We start from the raw sequence: 12,898 nt of genomic DNA on the forward strand, positions 1-12,898 counted from the left end.
TATTGAGAAACCCAAAGCGTGACGCGTCTATTTGGAGCCATTCTGTTGGCTCAAACGGACCGGATGTCGACCGGCGGGCGCGTGTCTTAGCCATCCCTACTGCCAAGCCGGCCGGTCGATCAGGCGGCCCGTTTCAGGCGACGTGGCGCCCGCTCTTAGCACCGGCTCCACCCGCCTTGCGGGCGAGCGCCTGGGTCAGGTCCAGGATCGCGCTGGTCGACATCGGCGCGGCGAAGACATAGCCCTGGATCAGATCGGCACAGTTGTACTTGTTGATCAGCGCCAGCTGCTCGCGCGTCTCCACGCCCTCGACGACAATGCGCAGCCCCAGTTCGCGTGAAAGATTGACCGTGCCGCGCAGCAGCTTGAAGCGCCGTGCGTCCTCGCTGATGTTGCGCACGAAGGAGCGGTCGATCTTGATCACGTCGAGCGGGAGCGCGTCGAGATAGCTGAGGCTGGAATAGCCGGTGCCGAAGTCGTCGATGGCGATGGTGATGCCGCGGGCACGAAGCTCCTGCAGCACCGCCTGAACCTTGATCGGCTCCTCCATCAGGCAGCTTTCGGTCACCTCCAGGTGCAACCGCGACGGCTTCAGCCCTGATTTCAGCAGCGCGTCCATGACGACGCTGACGATATCTGAATTGCGCAGGTCCTGGACCGACAGGTTGACAGAAACGCCCATATGCTCGGCCCAGGTGGCGCAGTCGGCGCAGGCGCGGTCGATGATCCGGCGTGTAATGTCGGAGACGATCCCCATTTCCTCGGCGATCTGGATGAACACCGTGGGCGGGACCGGCCCGCGCTCGGGATGCGTCCAGCGTGCCAGCGCTTCGCAGCATTCGATGCGAAGGCCGTCCGGCTGAAACATCGGCTGGTAGGCCACCGAGAGTTCGTTGTTTGCCACCGCCTCGCGCAGGTCCGTCTTCAGCTTCTGCCGTTCGACGTAGCGGGCGTCCATTTCCTCTTCGAAGGTGGTGAAGCCGCCCTTGGCCCGCGACTTGGTCTCGAACAGGGCGAGGTCCGCCTTGATCTGCATGTCCTCCATGCGGAACTGATCGCTCTCGCACAGCACGCCACCGGCGCTCAGCGACACCCGGAACGTCGAGCCGGCAAGCTCGTAGCTGCCCTGCACCTGCTGGTGCAGCCGCCGCATCCGCTCCTCCAGATCCTTCCGGTTATTCTCGTTGGCGAAAAACAGGATGAATTCGTCGCCCATCAGATGACCGACGAGCGCGCGGTCGCCGGCCACCTTGCGGATGCGCTCGGCGACCATGCAGAGCACGCGGTCGCCCATCACATGCCCCTTCATGTCGTTGACATGCTTGAAGTCGTCCACGTCCAGGACGACGAAGCCGACTGTGCCGGGCCGCTTGCGCTCCGCCAGGGCCTGTTGCACGAGGTCGCCGAAATAGGCGCGGTTCGGCAAGCCGGTGAGGCTGTTGTAGCGGATCATGTGGAGGATCTTGTTCTCCGCCCGCATGCGGGCCGTCACGTCCTCGAAAATCAGAACCGCGCCGCCGTTTTCCCGCTGGCTGGCGGTGAATTCCAGATAGAAATCGTCGGTGACCTGAACGAGCGCCCGCGAACGCTCCCCTTTCAGGAGTTCGTCCAGCTTCTGCAGCAGCGTCTTGCTCTGCTCGGCATTGAGAAAGGTGCTTCGCACCCCGTAGCGCAACACGACGTCGAGATGGCAATCCTTGAGCCGCTCCTTGTCGCCGAGTTGCAGAAGTTCGCAGGCCCGGCGGTTTGCGACGAGGATACGATGATCGGCATCCAGCATGAGCAATCCGTGCGCCATGTTGTTGAGCGCCGCATCGAAACGGTCGGCGATCGTCTTCATATCGCGCGTTGCGAGTGCCGCCTGTTCCAGGAAGCTGCGCACCCCGTTCGCCATCATCCTGGTCGTGAGGCTGAAGGGCATGATCAGCAGCGCCAGCACCGCATGGTAGAAGTCTTGCAAGCCGAGGAAGCCGACCACCATCGGAAAGCAGGCGCAGAACGTCATGTAGTCGACGGCCCGGCGCGAACCGCAGTTGCGACCGACGACGGAGACCATCGTCGCAAGCGTCACGGAAATGCAGGCAAGCTCGGCAAAGCTGTCACGGCTGATCAGCAGGCTGTATCCGCTCGCCGTGCCCAGGATGAGCGTCGTTCCCACAGCGCCCGTATTGTACCAGTTTTCCCAGTAGCGGATGCCGTCATTGTCGAGCTTGGACTGGTCTACGCGGTCGAAGCGGCGCATGCCATAGGCGCGCGTGGACCACACGAGGACGATTGCGAAGGCGCAGGCGAGAAAGAAGGGATCAGCCGTCTTCGCATAGACGAACGCGAAGGTGACGACATGCGAGATCATGCCGACGAACAGGGTTTGGCGGTTTCCGTAAAGCGAGCTGACAAACGACAAATAGACATCCGTCGGCAGCGTGCTTTGACCTCGATCCTTCATGGACTCGGCGCTCCCATTGACGGGCGAGGGTTACCGGCGAACTTTTAATGAATGATTTCCAGAAATTATCCGATTGAGCGTCGGAATGCACTTATTTTCTACTACCTTTCCGCTGCTTTCCCAAATATTTTCAACTTTTTATTGCACGCAAGCCACTCCTGTCGATTTTGCGCAACCTGACGTAGATGAGCGATGCAAAATGAAGTGCGGAAGCAACCTGTGATCCGCTTTCTCCGCATCACAACCATTTCATGATTGCAGCCGAACTACTGCGCAACACGGTTAGCAGCTGACTAATATGTCATGGCAAGAACTTGTCTGAACCTGGGCGTTTTTCGCAACAGGCCAGGGTGAGTCGCCCAACCATATGCAAATCGAACAGGGACGACAGCTTGGCAATTGACTGAATGGCGGATTCCCTGCAAATCCTACTGATGGACGATGCCGGTGCGTGAGATGCTTCGGCAACTGCGTCCGAAAAGGGCGTCGGGCGACCTCTTGCGACCGGTGCCGCTTCATCTCGATCGGAGTTCATGATGCCGAAACCAGTCGTCGCCATTCCCGCGGACGTCCGTGAAATCGAAGGCAATGTCTGGCAGGCCACGCCCAACCAGTATGTGCGCGCCGCCGTCAAGGGAGCAGAGGTTATCCCCTTTCTCGTGCCGGCGCTCGAGAGCGGGCATGATTTCGACGAAATCCTCGATCGGGTCGACGGCCTCTTGGTAAGCGGCTCGCGTACCAACGTCCACCCGTCCCATTTCGGCCGCGAAGCCACCGAGGCGGACGGTCCCTTCGACCTTGCCCGTGACGCGACGTCGCTGCCGCTCATCAAGCGGGCGCTCGAGCGCGGCGTTCCGGTGCTCGCCATCTGCCGCGGGCTGCAGGAGCTGAACGTGGCGCTGGGCGGCACCCTTGCCAACGAAATTCAGGAGATCCCCGGCAACTGGGATCACCGCAAGCCTGACACGGCCGATCTCGACGTCGCCTATGGCATCCGCCAGGAGGTGCACGTGAAGGAAGGCAGCTGCCTCGCCTCGGTGATCGGGGCCGGCCCCGTGCGCGTGAATTCGCTGCATCGACAGGCAATCTCGGCAGCGGCACCGCGGCTTGCCGTCGAGGCCGTTGCCGAAGACGGCACGATCGAGGCGGTGTCGGTCATCGGCTCCAAGGCCTTCGCCGTCGGCGTCCAGTGGCACCCGGAATACTGGGTCGGGTCAGACGATCCCTCAAACCGCCTGTTCAAGGCGTTTGGCGAAGCGGTGCGCGCCTATGCTGCCGCCAAGCTCGCTCCGGCGATGCGCCAGGCGGCCGGCTGAACCCTTCGCGCGCCCAAGGTGGGGCGCGATCTTTTCAGATCCGCTCTAGGCGCCTTGCGCCCTTGATTTCACGCATGCCGTTATCGCAAGACCGCAGCACACCCTGCGCGACAGGCTTTAGCGTGACGCCTGCATCGTGATGACCGCGTTCGAAGGATCGATGACCTCGTAGAGGCCGTCGGTTTCCGCAAGCGTTAGGATCGCGTCTCCCGTCACGCCGGAAACGACGACGGTGCCGTCGCCGGCCTCCGTCCAGTTCGCCGCATGTGACAGGCCGGGCCAGACGTCTTCGCACTGTCCCTCGGTTGTCAGCCGCATGCTGCGATGGGTCAGTTTCTCGCCGCGCGACAGGGAACATTGCGCCTTCGTCTCGATGTTGGAGACCGCGAAGCCCACGCGATTTTCCGCCCCGCCGGTCCCTGGGATGGAACCGGAGACAACCGGATCGACATCGGGGGCGGAGCCCGCGTCGAGCGACCACAACCCCGCAACGAGAGCCACCGCACCGATGAACGGGATGATCACTTTCCGCATGGGCTGCCTCCGAAATTCGCGATTCGAAGACAGCATGCGCCTGCAAACTTGCCGCAAGGTTAACGGCCGGTTACTGCCGCGCGCGTTTGGCATTCACGATGCGGCTTGAACTTGAGGGTATGCGCTCAGTTTCCATTGTCGTGACCACTGTGCCGAAGCGGGCCCGTCGACTGGCGAATGCGCATTTCCGGCTTGATCAGGTGGATGCCGTCCGGCTCGTGACTTCCCGAAAGCTTGTCGAGGAGCGCACGCGCCGCGCTCCGCCCGACTTCCGACTGTCCGTTCCATACCGTCGTCAGCGACGGCGTGGCGATCGACGCCTCTTCCAGGTCGTCGTAGCCCGTCACCGACACGTCGCGCCCCGGTATCAGGCCCGCACGTGCGATGCCGTTCATCAACCCGATCGCGACAAGATCGTTCCAGCAGACGGCAGCCGTCGGCTTCTGCGGCAAGGACAGGAAATTGACGGCCGCTTCGAACCCGCCCTGCTTGGAGCGCGGGCCTGGGATACGCAGCGCCGGATCGACCTCGATGTTGGCCTTGCGCAGCGCATTGACATAGCCCTGGTAGCGGTCGCGACCCGTCGACGTCTGGTCGGTGCCGCCGACCATGGCGATGACGCGGTGGCCAAGCCCGATCAGGTGGTTCGTCGCAAGCGAGATGCCGTAGCTGTCGTCGCCGCGGAAGATCGGCACGTCCAGCCCCTCGATCGAACGGGCGATCAGGATTGCCGGCATGCCGTTGTCTTCGGCCAGCAGGATATCCTCCGGCGGCGTCCCGATGGCAGGCGACATGATCACGCCGTCGCCGCCGAGTTGCAGCAGCGTTTCCACGAAGTTGCGCTGCTTTTCGACCGAATCGTAGTGGTTGGACAGGATGAAGGTCTGGCGGTCGCGGTCGAGCTCGCTTTCGATCGCCTTGAGGATCTCGCCGTAGAAGGGGTTCATGATGTCGTGCACGACGACACCGATGATGCCGGACCGCGACGTGCGCAGGCTGGCCGCCCTGCGATTGTAGATATAGCCGAGGGCGCGCGCCTGCTCCTTGATCCGGTCGCGCGTCGAAAGCGCCACCAGGGGGCTGTCCCGTAATGCCAGCGACACCGTCGCCGTGGAGACACCCAGCGTTTCCGCGATCGTGGACAGTTTGACCTTCTGCGCCATGCCCCTCCCCATATGTCCGCAGTACAATTTAAATCGTTTATTTAAACTATTTAAATTTCGTCCGCAACTGGCTTGTCGCCGCTGTGGACTTCGATGCCGCGGAGGTTCCCGTCGACCGTGCGAAGCAGCTTCAAAAGCGTGCGGACATCCTTCTCGCTGAGCCCGTCCAGCGCCTGGCGCTCGCTGAGATCGCAGGCCTGCGTGATCAGCCCGAGCGTTTCCCGCCCGGCCTTGGTAAGATCGACGACGGTGAGGCGGCCGTCGTTGTTATCGGGCCGGCGCTCGACGAACCCTTGCGCCTCCAGCCGGCCGATCGTACGCGTCATCGTCGGCGCCTTGACCCCGAGGCGGGCCGCAAGCGCGCCGGCCGTCATCCCCTCGCCCTCTGCGAGAGCCAGCATCACGCCGTCCTGGCCGGCATAAAGTCCGCTGGAGAGAAGATTGCGGGAAAGCACTGTGCGGATCGAGCGCGCGGCCTGAATGATCGCGCCGGATACGTCCGTCGCCCCTACCGGAGCATGGTGCTTTTTCTTGCCCTTCTCCTTCTTCTCGTCCTTCTTTTTCTTGCCCATGCATCCTCGCCGATCTTGTTTCGCCGCCGACACCCTGTATGACAGAGCCGACCCGTTGGCGACAAGACCACCGAAGGAAGAGGCCCATGCACCTCCGACCTGCGCGACGCTGGCAGGACAATGATCCATCGCTGGAAGCGCAGGCGCGCAAGGGCTGGATCGCAGTGCTCCCGCTCGGCGCCCACGAGGGCCATGGTCCGCACCTTCCCCTGGAGACCGACTGGCTGATTGCCGACGCCCTGGCCGAGCGCCTGATCACCGACCTGCCCGCCGAACTGCCGGTGACGTTCCTGCCGACCGAAAAGATCGGCTATTCGCCGGAGCATCTCGACGTCCCCGGCACGAAGTCGCTGTCCTACGAAGAAGCCATCGGACGCTGGTTCTCCATCGCCGAGGATCTGTCGCGCTCAGGCATCGGCAAGTTCGTCATGCTCAATGCGCATGGCGGAAACGCCCCGCTGATGACGATCGTCGCCACCGAGGCGCGGATTCGCCTCGGCATGCTGGCGGTGGCAACGAGCTGGACCCGGTTCGGCCAGCCGGAAGGCTGGATCGCCCCGCAGGACAAGGCGATCGACATTCACGGCGGCGACATCGAGACCTCGGTCATGCTTGCGATCCATCCCGAGCGGGTCGACATGGGCAAGGCGCAGCGCTTTGCCTCGCGGCAAGCCGAATTCACCGAACGCTTCCGGCATCTGCGCGCCTACGGCCCGCATGCCTTCGGCTGGAAGATGTCCGATCTCAATCCGCAAGGTGTAGCCGGCGACGCCTCGGCGGCGAGCGCGGAAAAAGGCGAGCGCCTGCTCGCCCACGCCGTTCGCGGCATCGTCGAACTGCTGGAAGACGTGGATGCCTTCGACGTCACGCAGCTGCGTTGATCGAGATCGTGCGAGCCGGAGCGCCGATCCGAACCCTGCCCGGATAGCGCACCCCGAGAAGCTGCCGGCGCAACGAATTGCGAATCGGAATTTGCGCTGGCTGTTGCGATCTCCTATATCAGTCGCCAACCGGATGCCCGAGGCATCCCCGCCATTCGTCCGAGGTTCCCATGACCGAAATTGCTTCCCCCAAGCCCATCCCCGTCACCGTGCTCACCGGCTATCTCGGCGCCGGCAAGACGACGCTTCTGAACCGCATCCTCACCGACAACCACGGCAAGAAATATGCGGTCATCGTCAACGAGTTCGGCGAGATCGGCATCGACAACGACCTGATCGTCGAGTCGGACGAAGAAATCTATGAAATGAACAACGGCTGCATCTGCTGCACCGTCCGCGGCGACCTGATCCGCGTCGTCGAGGGCCTGATGCGCCGTCCCGGCCGCTTCGATGCCATCATCGTGGAGACGACCGGCCTTGCCGATCCCGTTCCCGTCGCCCAGACCTTCTTCATGGACGACGACGTGCGCTCCAAGACCGAGCTCGACGCGGTCGTCGCCCTTGTTGATGCCAAGCACCTGCCGCTGCGGCTGAAGGACAGCCGCGAGGCCGAGGACCAGATCGCGTTTGCCGACGTCGTGCTGGTCAACAAGACCGATCTCGTCACCCCGGAAGAGCTCGCGACCGTCGAGGCGACTGTGCGCGCCATCAACCCGTCGGCCCGCATCTACCGCACCAGCCGGTCGGACATCGACCTGAGCAAGGTGCTGGATCAGGGCGCGTTCAACCTCGAGCGCGCGCTCGAGAACGATCCGCAGTTCCTCGATCACGATCACGCCGACCACGTTTGCGGTCCCGATTGCGGCCATGATCATTCGCACGATCATCACGGCCACCATCATCACGACCATGACCACGATCACCACCACCATGATCACGACCATCACCATCATGACCACGGCCCCTCGCCCATCCATGACGTGACGGTGCAGTCGATCTCGCTGCGCGGCGGCGAAATGAACCCGGATCGCTTCTTCCCGTGGATCCAGAAGATCACCCAGACGGACGGTCCGAACATTCTCCGCCTGAAGGGCATCATCGCCTTTGCCGGCGACGAGGAGCGCTATGTCGTGCAGGGCGTGCACATGATCGTCGAGGGCGACCACCAGCGCGCGTGGAAGGACGGCGAGAAGCGCGAAAGCCGCCTCGTCTTCATCGGCCGCGACCTCGACCGCGAGAAGATCGAACGCACCTTCAAGGCCTGCGAGGCAACCCAGGCATGACGCGAAGGAGTGTGCAGCGTTTTCGCGACGACCTCATGCTGAAGAAAGACAAGATCTGATGCCGACCGTCGCCCCTCTCGATCTCGAAGGCCACGTCGTCGCGACCGCCTTTCTCGGCGATGTGCCGTTCTTTGCGACAGCGATCGGCGCGATCCACCGCCTCGACCACGGCCACAAGGTCACCGAGGCCAATGACGGGCTGCTCGCCTGCGTGCGCGACGAGGCAAGCGACACGCTCGTCACCGGCGGCGAGGACGGCAAGGTCTTCCGCGTCGCCGTAGACGGCACGGCCACCCTTCTGGCCGAGGTGCCGCGCAAGTGGATCTCGGTCGTTGCCGCAGGCCCGCAAGGTGCCGTGGCCTTTGCCGAGGGCCGCACCACGCGCGTCCGCCTCGCCGACGGAACGGTGAAGGAATTCACCGAGGCGCGCACGGTCGAGGGCCTTGCGTTCGCGCCAAAGGGCCTGCGCATCGCGGTCGCCCGCTACAACGGCGCGACCCTGCACTGGGTGGCAACGGCCGGACAGCCCGTCGATCTTGAATGGAAGGGTGCCCATACCGGCGTCACCTTCTCCCCAGATGGCCGGTTCCTCGTCACCAGCATGCAGGAAAACGCCCTGCACGGCTGGAAGCTCGACACCAAGCCCGGTGCAGACACCCGCCACATGCGCATGACCGGCTATCCCGCCAAGGTCAAGTCAATGTCCTGGTCCGCCAAGGGCAAGTGGCTCGCCTCTTCCGGTGCGCCCGCCGCCATCGTCTGGCCTTTCGCCTCCAAGGACGGCCCGATGGGCAAGGCGCCGCTGGAACTCGGCACCCGCGGCGACGTGATGGTGACCGCCGTCGCCTGCCATCCGGTGGAAGAGGTCGTCGCAATCGGCTATTCCGACGGCATGGTCATGGCCGCCCGCTTCTCAGACAGCCGCGAGGTCCTGCTGCGGCGGCCGGGCAAGGGTGCCGTCTCGTCGCTCGCCTGGAGCAAAAACGGCAAGCTGCTTGCCTTCGCCAGCGAGGCAGGAGACTGTGGCGTGATCGACATCGCCGGCTGAGGTCCAAACGCTTTCCGGAGGGGCGCGGCCACATCGCCTCCCTCCCCGACATATCGGAACGCAGGAACGAGTGACATGAGCGTGAATGCGCCGAACGCGGCATCCTGTCGGGCGGACCAGCCTTTGCAGGCCAAGCCGTCACAGGATAGACCGGAAGGTCCGGTTTGGCAGGTCATCAGGGCGGAAGCGGAAGCCGCAGCCGGTCGCGAACCCACGCTGCGTTCGCTGATGCAGCCGGTGCTCGCCGCCGCCTCCGGCGCGGACATGCTCGTGCGCGTCCTTTCCTCCCGGCTTGCCGCAGGCGAAGTGGAACGCGACCTGCTGCAGGCGCTGTTGAGAGACGTCGTCGACGGCGAAACGCTGGCCGAAGCGGAGGCCGATATCGCCGCCGTCATCGATCGCGATCCGGCATGCCCCGGCCCCGCGCACGTGCTCCTGAACCTCAAGGGCTTCCAGGCCCTTCAGGCCTACCGCTTTGCCCATCGCCTCTGGAATGCCGGCCGGCATGCGTCCGCGCGGCTTGTCGCCAGCCAGGCGGCGCTGGCCTTCGATGTCGACATTCATCCCGCCGCGCGTATCGGCTCCGGCGTCATGCTGGACCATGGTTCCGGCATCGTCATCGGCGAGACTGCGATCGTCGAGGACGATGTCTCCATGCTGCAGGGCGTGACGCTCGGCGGCACCGGTCGCGAGACGGCCGACCGGCATCCCAAGATCCGGCGTGGCGTCATGATCGGCGCCGGCGCGGAAATCCTGGGCAACGTCGAAGTGGGCGGTTGCAGCAAGGTGGCAGCCGGCAGCGTGGTGCTCGCCGACGTGGCGGCACACACGACGGTTGCCGGCGTTCCGGCAAGGACCGTCCGCATCCATGACCGGAAGGAAGTTCCGGCGGAGGAGATGACGCAGGACGTTCTCTGAGGCTCTCCCTCGGCGCGAAGGTCCTGCCGGCAGAAGAGCAAGGAGCGCGCGATGGTGGCATCGGTGAAGCCTTCCCTGATGTTCCAGGGAAAAGCGGAAGAGGCGATGACCTTCTACGCCTCCCTCTTCCTCAACTGCGCGGTCGACGAAATCGTTCGCTACGGGCCGAACGAATCCGGCGCCGAGGGCAGCGTCGCCACCGCCCGCTTCCACATCGGCGACCAGTCCCTTCTGTGCATAGACAGCCCGGTCGACCACCCGTTCACCTTCACCCCGGCGTTCTCGCTCTTCCTCGAATGCGAATCCGAGGCGCAGATCCGCGAGATCTACGCCGCCCTCTCGGAGGGCGGCGAGGAGCTGATGCCGCTCGGGAACTACGGCTTCAGCCGCGAATTCGCCTGGGTCAACGACCGCTTCGGCGTCTCCTGGCAGCTGAACCTGAGATAAGGCCCGGACCGGTCCGCTACCATTCCAGTTCGAGATGCGGCCTGCCATTGGAGGTCTTCGCCGACGTCCGCCCCGTCTCGTCGACGGTGCAGTTGACGCGCTGGCGGAAGGCGGAGAAGCTATCGAACGTCACCACGTCCACCGGCTCGTCGAAATGCAGCGTCAGGCGAAATTTTCCCGGCTGTCCGGTCAGGGCCTGCACGCCCAGCACCTTCGCATCGAAGGGTTGGCCGAGGTAGTGCCCGCGCACGCGCGAGCCGAGCTGCCAGGGATCGAATGGCGGCCGGTTGCCGAGTGCTGCGTGCAGCGTGTTCCAGTCGCGGTATCCGTATTGGGCGGCGATCAGTTCCAGCGCACGGGAATGGTTGATGGCCTGCCCTTCGGCGGCAAAGCGCTCGCGCAGCCGTCTGGCTTGACCTTTCAGGCCGTCGAGGGAGGGAAGCGGCGTCGATAGACGCATGGAGGTGCTCCAGGTTCCGCATGCTTTTGGATCGGAGGGGTCCGCATTGCCGCCGGTTCGCATGCCTTGAAAGCTGGAAAACCGTTCAGGATCAAAAGAGGCTTCACCAAAGCTTGCGCTTGCGGACGGCAGGGGCTCTCACCCTGCACCTCCACTACTCCGCCATGCGGCCTGCTGTCAAATGCAGGCCCTTGTCTTTCCGAACGTCACATGGGAGCAATGCTGGAGGAGGAGCCCATGAACACGATCACCCTGTCCGCCTTCGCACTCGTCGCCTTCATCGGCATCGTCACCCCGGGGCCCACGGTGCTGCTCGCCTTGACCAACGGATCGCGGCACGGCGTTCGCCGCGCCCTGCCCGGAATGTGCGGCGCAGTCGTGTCGGATTTCGCGCTGATCGGGGCCGTGGCCCTGGGGCTCGGCACGCTGCTGGCGGCCTCCGAATTCTGGTTCAGCGTGGTCAAATGGGTCGGCGTCGCCTATCTGGCGGTCCTAGGCGTACAGATGCTGCGTTCGAACGGGTCGCTCGGCAGCGTGCTCGAACAGGACGATGCCCGGCAGGCCATCACCGGCCGCGGCATCTTCACAAAGAGCTTCCTGGTCGCGGTGACCAATCCCAAGGGTTATCTGTTCTTTTCCGCCTTCCTGCCGCAGTTCATCGACCCCTCGGCCCCGCAACTGCAGCAGTTCGCCCTGCTGGCCGTGGTATTCGGCACGATCGATTTTCTGGTGATGTTCGCCTACGCCGTTCTCGGCTCGCAGGCCTTTCGTGTCCTGAAGAAATCCGCCATGCTCTGGCTTGACCGCATCTGCGGCGGCACGCTGCTGGCGCTGGCCGGCTCCCTTGCCCTCTACCGCCGGGCCGCAAACTGACGCCTTTGGGCGGGAAACTCAGCTCTGCGCCGCGCCGATGATATCGGCGAGAAGTGCGTGCAACTCGTCGCGGTAGCCGCTCCGCGCCGATGGCGCATTCTCCTGCGAAGTCATCACCACGGTCAGCGCGAGTTCCGGCACGATATAGAGCATCTGCCCGCCGTATCCCCAGGCGAAATGCACCGTCCTGCCGCCGATCGCGCGCGCGAACCAGCCGTAGCCGTAGCCGTCGTTGGAAAAGCGGGAATTGGTCCGCGACTGCCACGACTGGCGCACCCATTCCTCCGGAACGAGCTGCCGGCCCTGCGGCGTGCGCCCGCCATTGCGGTAAAGCTCGCCGAATGCCAGCAGCGAACGGGCGCTCATCGCCATCTGGTTCCCGCCAAGATAGATTCCCTGCGGGTCCCGCTCCCATGCGCCGATGCGGAAATCCTCAAGCGGCGCGAGCCACTCGCGGGCCAGCATGAGCGTCGGCTTTTCACCGACCCTCGTCAGGATCGCCGACAGAAGATGCGTCGAGGCCGTCGAGTAGAGCATCGCCCCACCCGGCTCGTCGACGAACGGTGCGGCGAGCGCCGCCCGCACCCAGTTGCCGCTGGAGACCCAGCGCCCGTAGTTCGAGCCCGACATGCGTTCCAGCCCCGCCTGCATGGACAGGAGGTGCCCGATCGTCACCCGCGCAAGCCGCGGATCGGGACTGGCAGGCAGGTCCGATTTCAGGATTGGCGCAATCGGCTGGTCGACGCCTTGCAGCAGCCCGCGGTCGATCGCAATGCCGACGAGAGCGGAGATGATCGATTTCGACGCCGACTTGATATTGGTGCTTTCGCGGGTCGTATGCCCGCGATAGCCGCGTTCGGCGACGATACTGCCGTTTCGCGAAACGATGACGGTCTTCAATGCCGCAAGTGCGCTGGCCTCGGCCAGCGCACGCGACCGTGCTGCTACGCCGCTATC

The 12,898-nt window shown here is 64.1% G+C and carries 13 protein-coding genes; 7 read left to right on the forward strand and 6 right to left on the reverse strand.

The annotated features are described in order from the left end of the window. Positions 1 to 133: 133 nt before the first annotated feature. Complete coding sequence (locus HV823_RS10895) at positions 134 to 2,446, reverse strand: putative bifunctional diguanylate cyclase/phosphodiesterase (RefSeq protein WP_176949729.1); 2,313 nt, start codon at positions 2,444 to 2,446, stop codon at positions 134 to 136. Between the two features lie 536 nt (positions 2,447 to 2,982). Between HV823_RS10895 and HV823_RS10900 the strand changes: the two genes are divergently transcribed. Next, positions 2,983 to 3,762 carry a gamma-glutamyl-gamma-aminobutyrate hydrolase family protein gene (locus tag HV823_RS10900; protein WP_176949730.1) on the forward strand — a complete coding sequence of 260 codons (780 nt, stop codon included), beginning with the start codon at positions 2,983 to 2,985 and terminating at the stop codon, positions 3,760 to 3,762. A gap of 117 nt (positions 3,763 to 3,879) precedes the next feature. Here HV823_RS10900 and HV823_RS10905 read toward each other — a convergent pair whose 3' ends face one another. The 3 genes from HV823_RS10905 to HV823_RS10915 all read right to left on the reverse strand — a co-directional run bounded on the left by HV823_RS10905 (position 3,880) and on the right by HV823_RS10915 (position 6,031). Continuing rightward, positions 3,880 to 4,296, reverse strand: coding sequence for a hypothetical protein (locus HV823_RS10905; RefSeq protein WP_176949731.1), 417 nt, complete (start codon positions 4,294 to 4,296; stop codon positions 3,880 to 3,882). A 125-nt stretch (positions 4,297 to 4,421) separates the two neighbouring features. After that, positions 4,422 to 5,459, reverse strand: a complete 1,038-nt coding sequence (locus tag HV823_RS10910; RefSeq protein WP_176949732.1) for a LacI family DNA-binding transcriptional regulator — start codon at positions 5,457 to 5,459, stop codon at positions 4,422 to 4,424. A 50-nt stretch (positions 5,460 to 5,509) separates the two neighbouring features. Further along, positions 5,510 to 6,031, reverse strand: a complete 522-nt coding sequence (locus tag HV823_RS10915) for a MarR family winged helix-turn-helix transcriptional regulator (RefSeq protein ID WP_176949733.1) — start codon at positions 6,029 to 6,031, stop codon at positions 5,510 to 5,512. Between the two features lie 86 nt (positions 6,032 to 6,117). Between HV823_RS10915 and HV823_RS10920 the strand changes: the two genes are divergently transcribed. From HV823_RS10920 to HV823_RS10940, 5 genes are all read left to right on the forward strand, one after another. Further along, positions 6,118 to 6,912, forward strand: a complete 795-nt coding sequence (locus HV823_RS10920) for a creatininase family protein (protein ID WP_176949734.1) — start codon at positions 6,118 to 6,120, stop codon at positions 6,910 to 6,912. Positions 6,913 to 7,082: 170 nt separating this feature from the next. Further along, positions 7,083 to 8,195 (forward strand): CobW family GTP-binding protein, encoded by a 1,113-nt coding sequence (locus HV823_RS10925; protein WP_176949735.1) that lies wholly within the window; start codon positions 7,083 to 7,085, stop codon positions 8,193 to 8,195. A gap of 58 nt (positions 8,196 to 8,253) precedes the next feature. Next, positions 8,254 to 9,243, forward strand: coding sequence for a WD40 repeat domain-containing protein (locus HV823_RS10930; protein ID WP_176949736.1), 990 nt, complete (start codon positions 8,254 to 8,256; stop codon positions 9,241 to 9,243). Between the two features lie 75 nt (positions 9,244 to 9,318). Beyond that, positions 9,319 to 10,161: a serine O-acetyltransferase gene (gene cysE, locus HV823_RS10935; RefSeq protein WP_176949737.1), complete on the forward strand. Its 843-nt coding sequence runs from the start codon at positions 9,319 to 9,321 to the stop codon at positions 10,159 to 10,161. A 51-nt stretch (positions 10,162 to 10,212) separates the two neighbouring features. Continuing rightward, positions 10,213 to 10,608 carry a VOC family protein gene (locus HV823_RS10940; protein ID WP_176949738.1) on the forward strand — a complete coding sequence of 132 codons (396 nt, stop codon included), beginning with the start codon at positions 10,213 to 10,215 and terminating at the stop codon, positions 10,606 to 10,608. Positions 10,609 to 10,624: 16 nt separating this feature from the next. Here HV823_RS10940 and HV823_RS10945 read toward each other — a convergent pair whose 3' ends face one another. Beyond that, positions 10,625 to 11,068: a glyoxalase superfamily protein gene (locus HV823_RS10945; RefSeq protein WP_176949739.1), complete on the reverse strand. Its 444-nt coding sequence runs from the start codon at positions 11,066 to 11,068 to the stop codon at positions 10,625 to 10,627. A gap of 237 nt (positions 11,069 to 11,305) precedes the next feature. Between HV823_RS10945 and HV823_RS10950 the strand changes: the two genes are divergently transcribed. After that, complete coding sequence (locus HV823_RS10950) at positions 11,306 to 11,941, forward strand: LysE family translocator (RefSeq protein ID WP_176949740.1); 636 nt, start codon at positions 11,306 to 11,308, stop codon at positions 11,939 to 11,941. Between the two features lie 18 nt (positions 11,942 to 11,959). Here HV823_RS10950 and HV823_RS10955 read toward each other — a convergent pair. Beyond that, positions 11,960 to 12,898, reverse strand: a 939-nt coding sequence (locus HV823_RS10955; protein ID WP_176949741.1) for a serine hydrolase domain-containing protein, incomplete at its 5' end; no start/stop codon positions are given.

Source organism: Mycoplana rhizolycopersici (assembly GCF_013378445.1).
In the GTDB taxonomy this organism is placed as follows: domain Bacteria; phylum Pseudomonadota; class Alphaproteobacteria; order Rhizobiales; family Rhizobiaceae; genus Mycoplana; species Mycoplana rhizolycopersici.

What these genes read in the sequence shown, in the direction of transcription:
- HV823_RS10945 (WP_176949739.1), bottom strand. Translation starts at nt 11,068, where the DNA reads ATGCGTCTATCGACGCCGCTTCCCTCCCTCGACGGCCTGAAAGGTCAA.
- HV823_RS10900 (WP_176949730.1), top strand. Translation starts at nt 2,983, where the DNA reads ATGCCGAAACCAGTCGTCGCCATTCCCGCGGACGTCCGTGAAATCGAA.
- HV823_RS10940 (WP_176949738.1), top strand. Translation starts at nt 10,213, where the DNA reads ATGGTGGCATCGGTGAAGCCTTCCCTGATGTTCCAGGGAAAAGCGGAA.
- HV823_RS10910 (WP_176949732.1), bottom strand. Translation starts at nt 5,459, where the DNA reads ATGGCGCAGAAGGTCAAACTGTCCACGATCGCGGAAACGCTGGGTGTC.
- HV823_RS10925 (WP_176949735.1), top strand. Translation starts at nt 7,083, where the DNA reads ATGACCGAAATTGCTTCCCCCAAGCCCATCCCCGTCACCGTGCTCACC.
- HV823_RS10950 (WP_176949740.1), top strand. Translation starts at nt 11,306, where the DNA reads ATGAACACGATCACCCTGTCCGCCTTCGCACTCGTCGCCTTCATCGGC.
- HV823_RS10895 (WP_176949729.1), bottom strand. Translation starts at nt 2,446, where the DNA reads ATGAAGGATCGAGGTCAAAGCACGCTGCCGACGGATGTCTATTTGTCG.
- HV823_RS10905 (WP_176949731.1), bottom strand. Translation starts at nt 4,296, where the DNA reads ATGCGGAAAGTGATCATCCCGTTCATCGGTGCGGTGGCTCTCGTTGCG.
- HV823_RS10915 (WP_176949733.1), bottom strand. Translation starts at nt 6,031, where the DNA reads ATGGGCAAGAAAAAGAAGGACGAGAAGAAGGAGAAGGGCAAGAAAAAG.
- HV823_RS10930 (WP_176949736.1), top strand. Translation starts at nt 8,254, where the DNA reads ATGCCGACCGTCGCCCCTCTCGATCTCGAAGGCCACGTCGTCGCGACC.
- HV823_RS10920 (WP_176949734.1), top strand. Translation starts at nt 6,118, where the DNA reads ATGCACCTCCGACCTGCGCGACGCTGGCAGGACAATGATCCATCGCTG.
- cysE (WP_176949737.1), top strand. Translation starts at nt 9,319, where the DNA reads ATGAGCGTGAATGCGCCGAACGCGGCATCCTGTCGGGCGGACCAGCCT.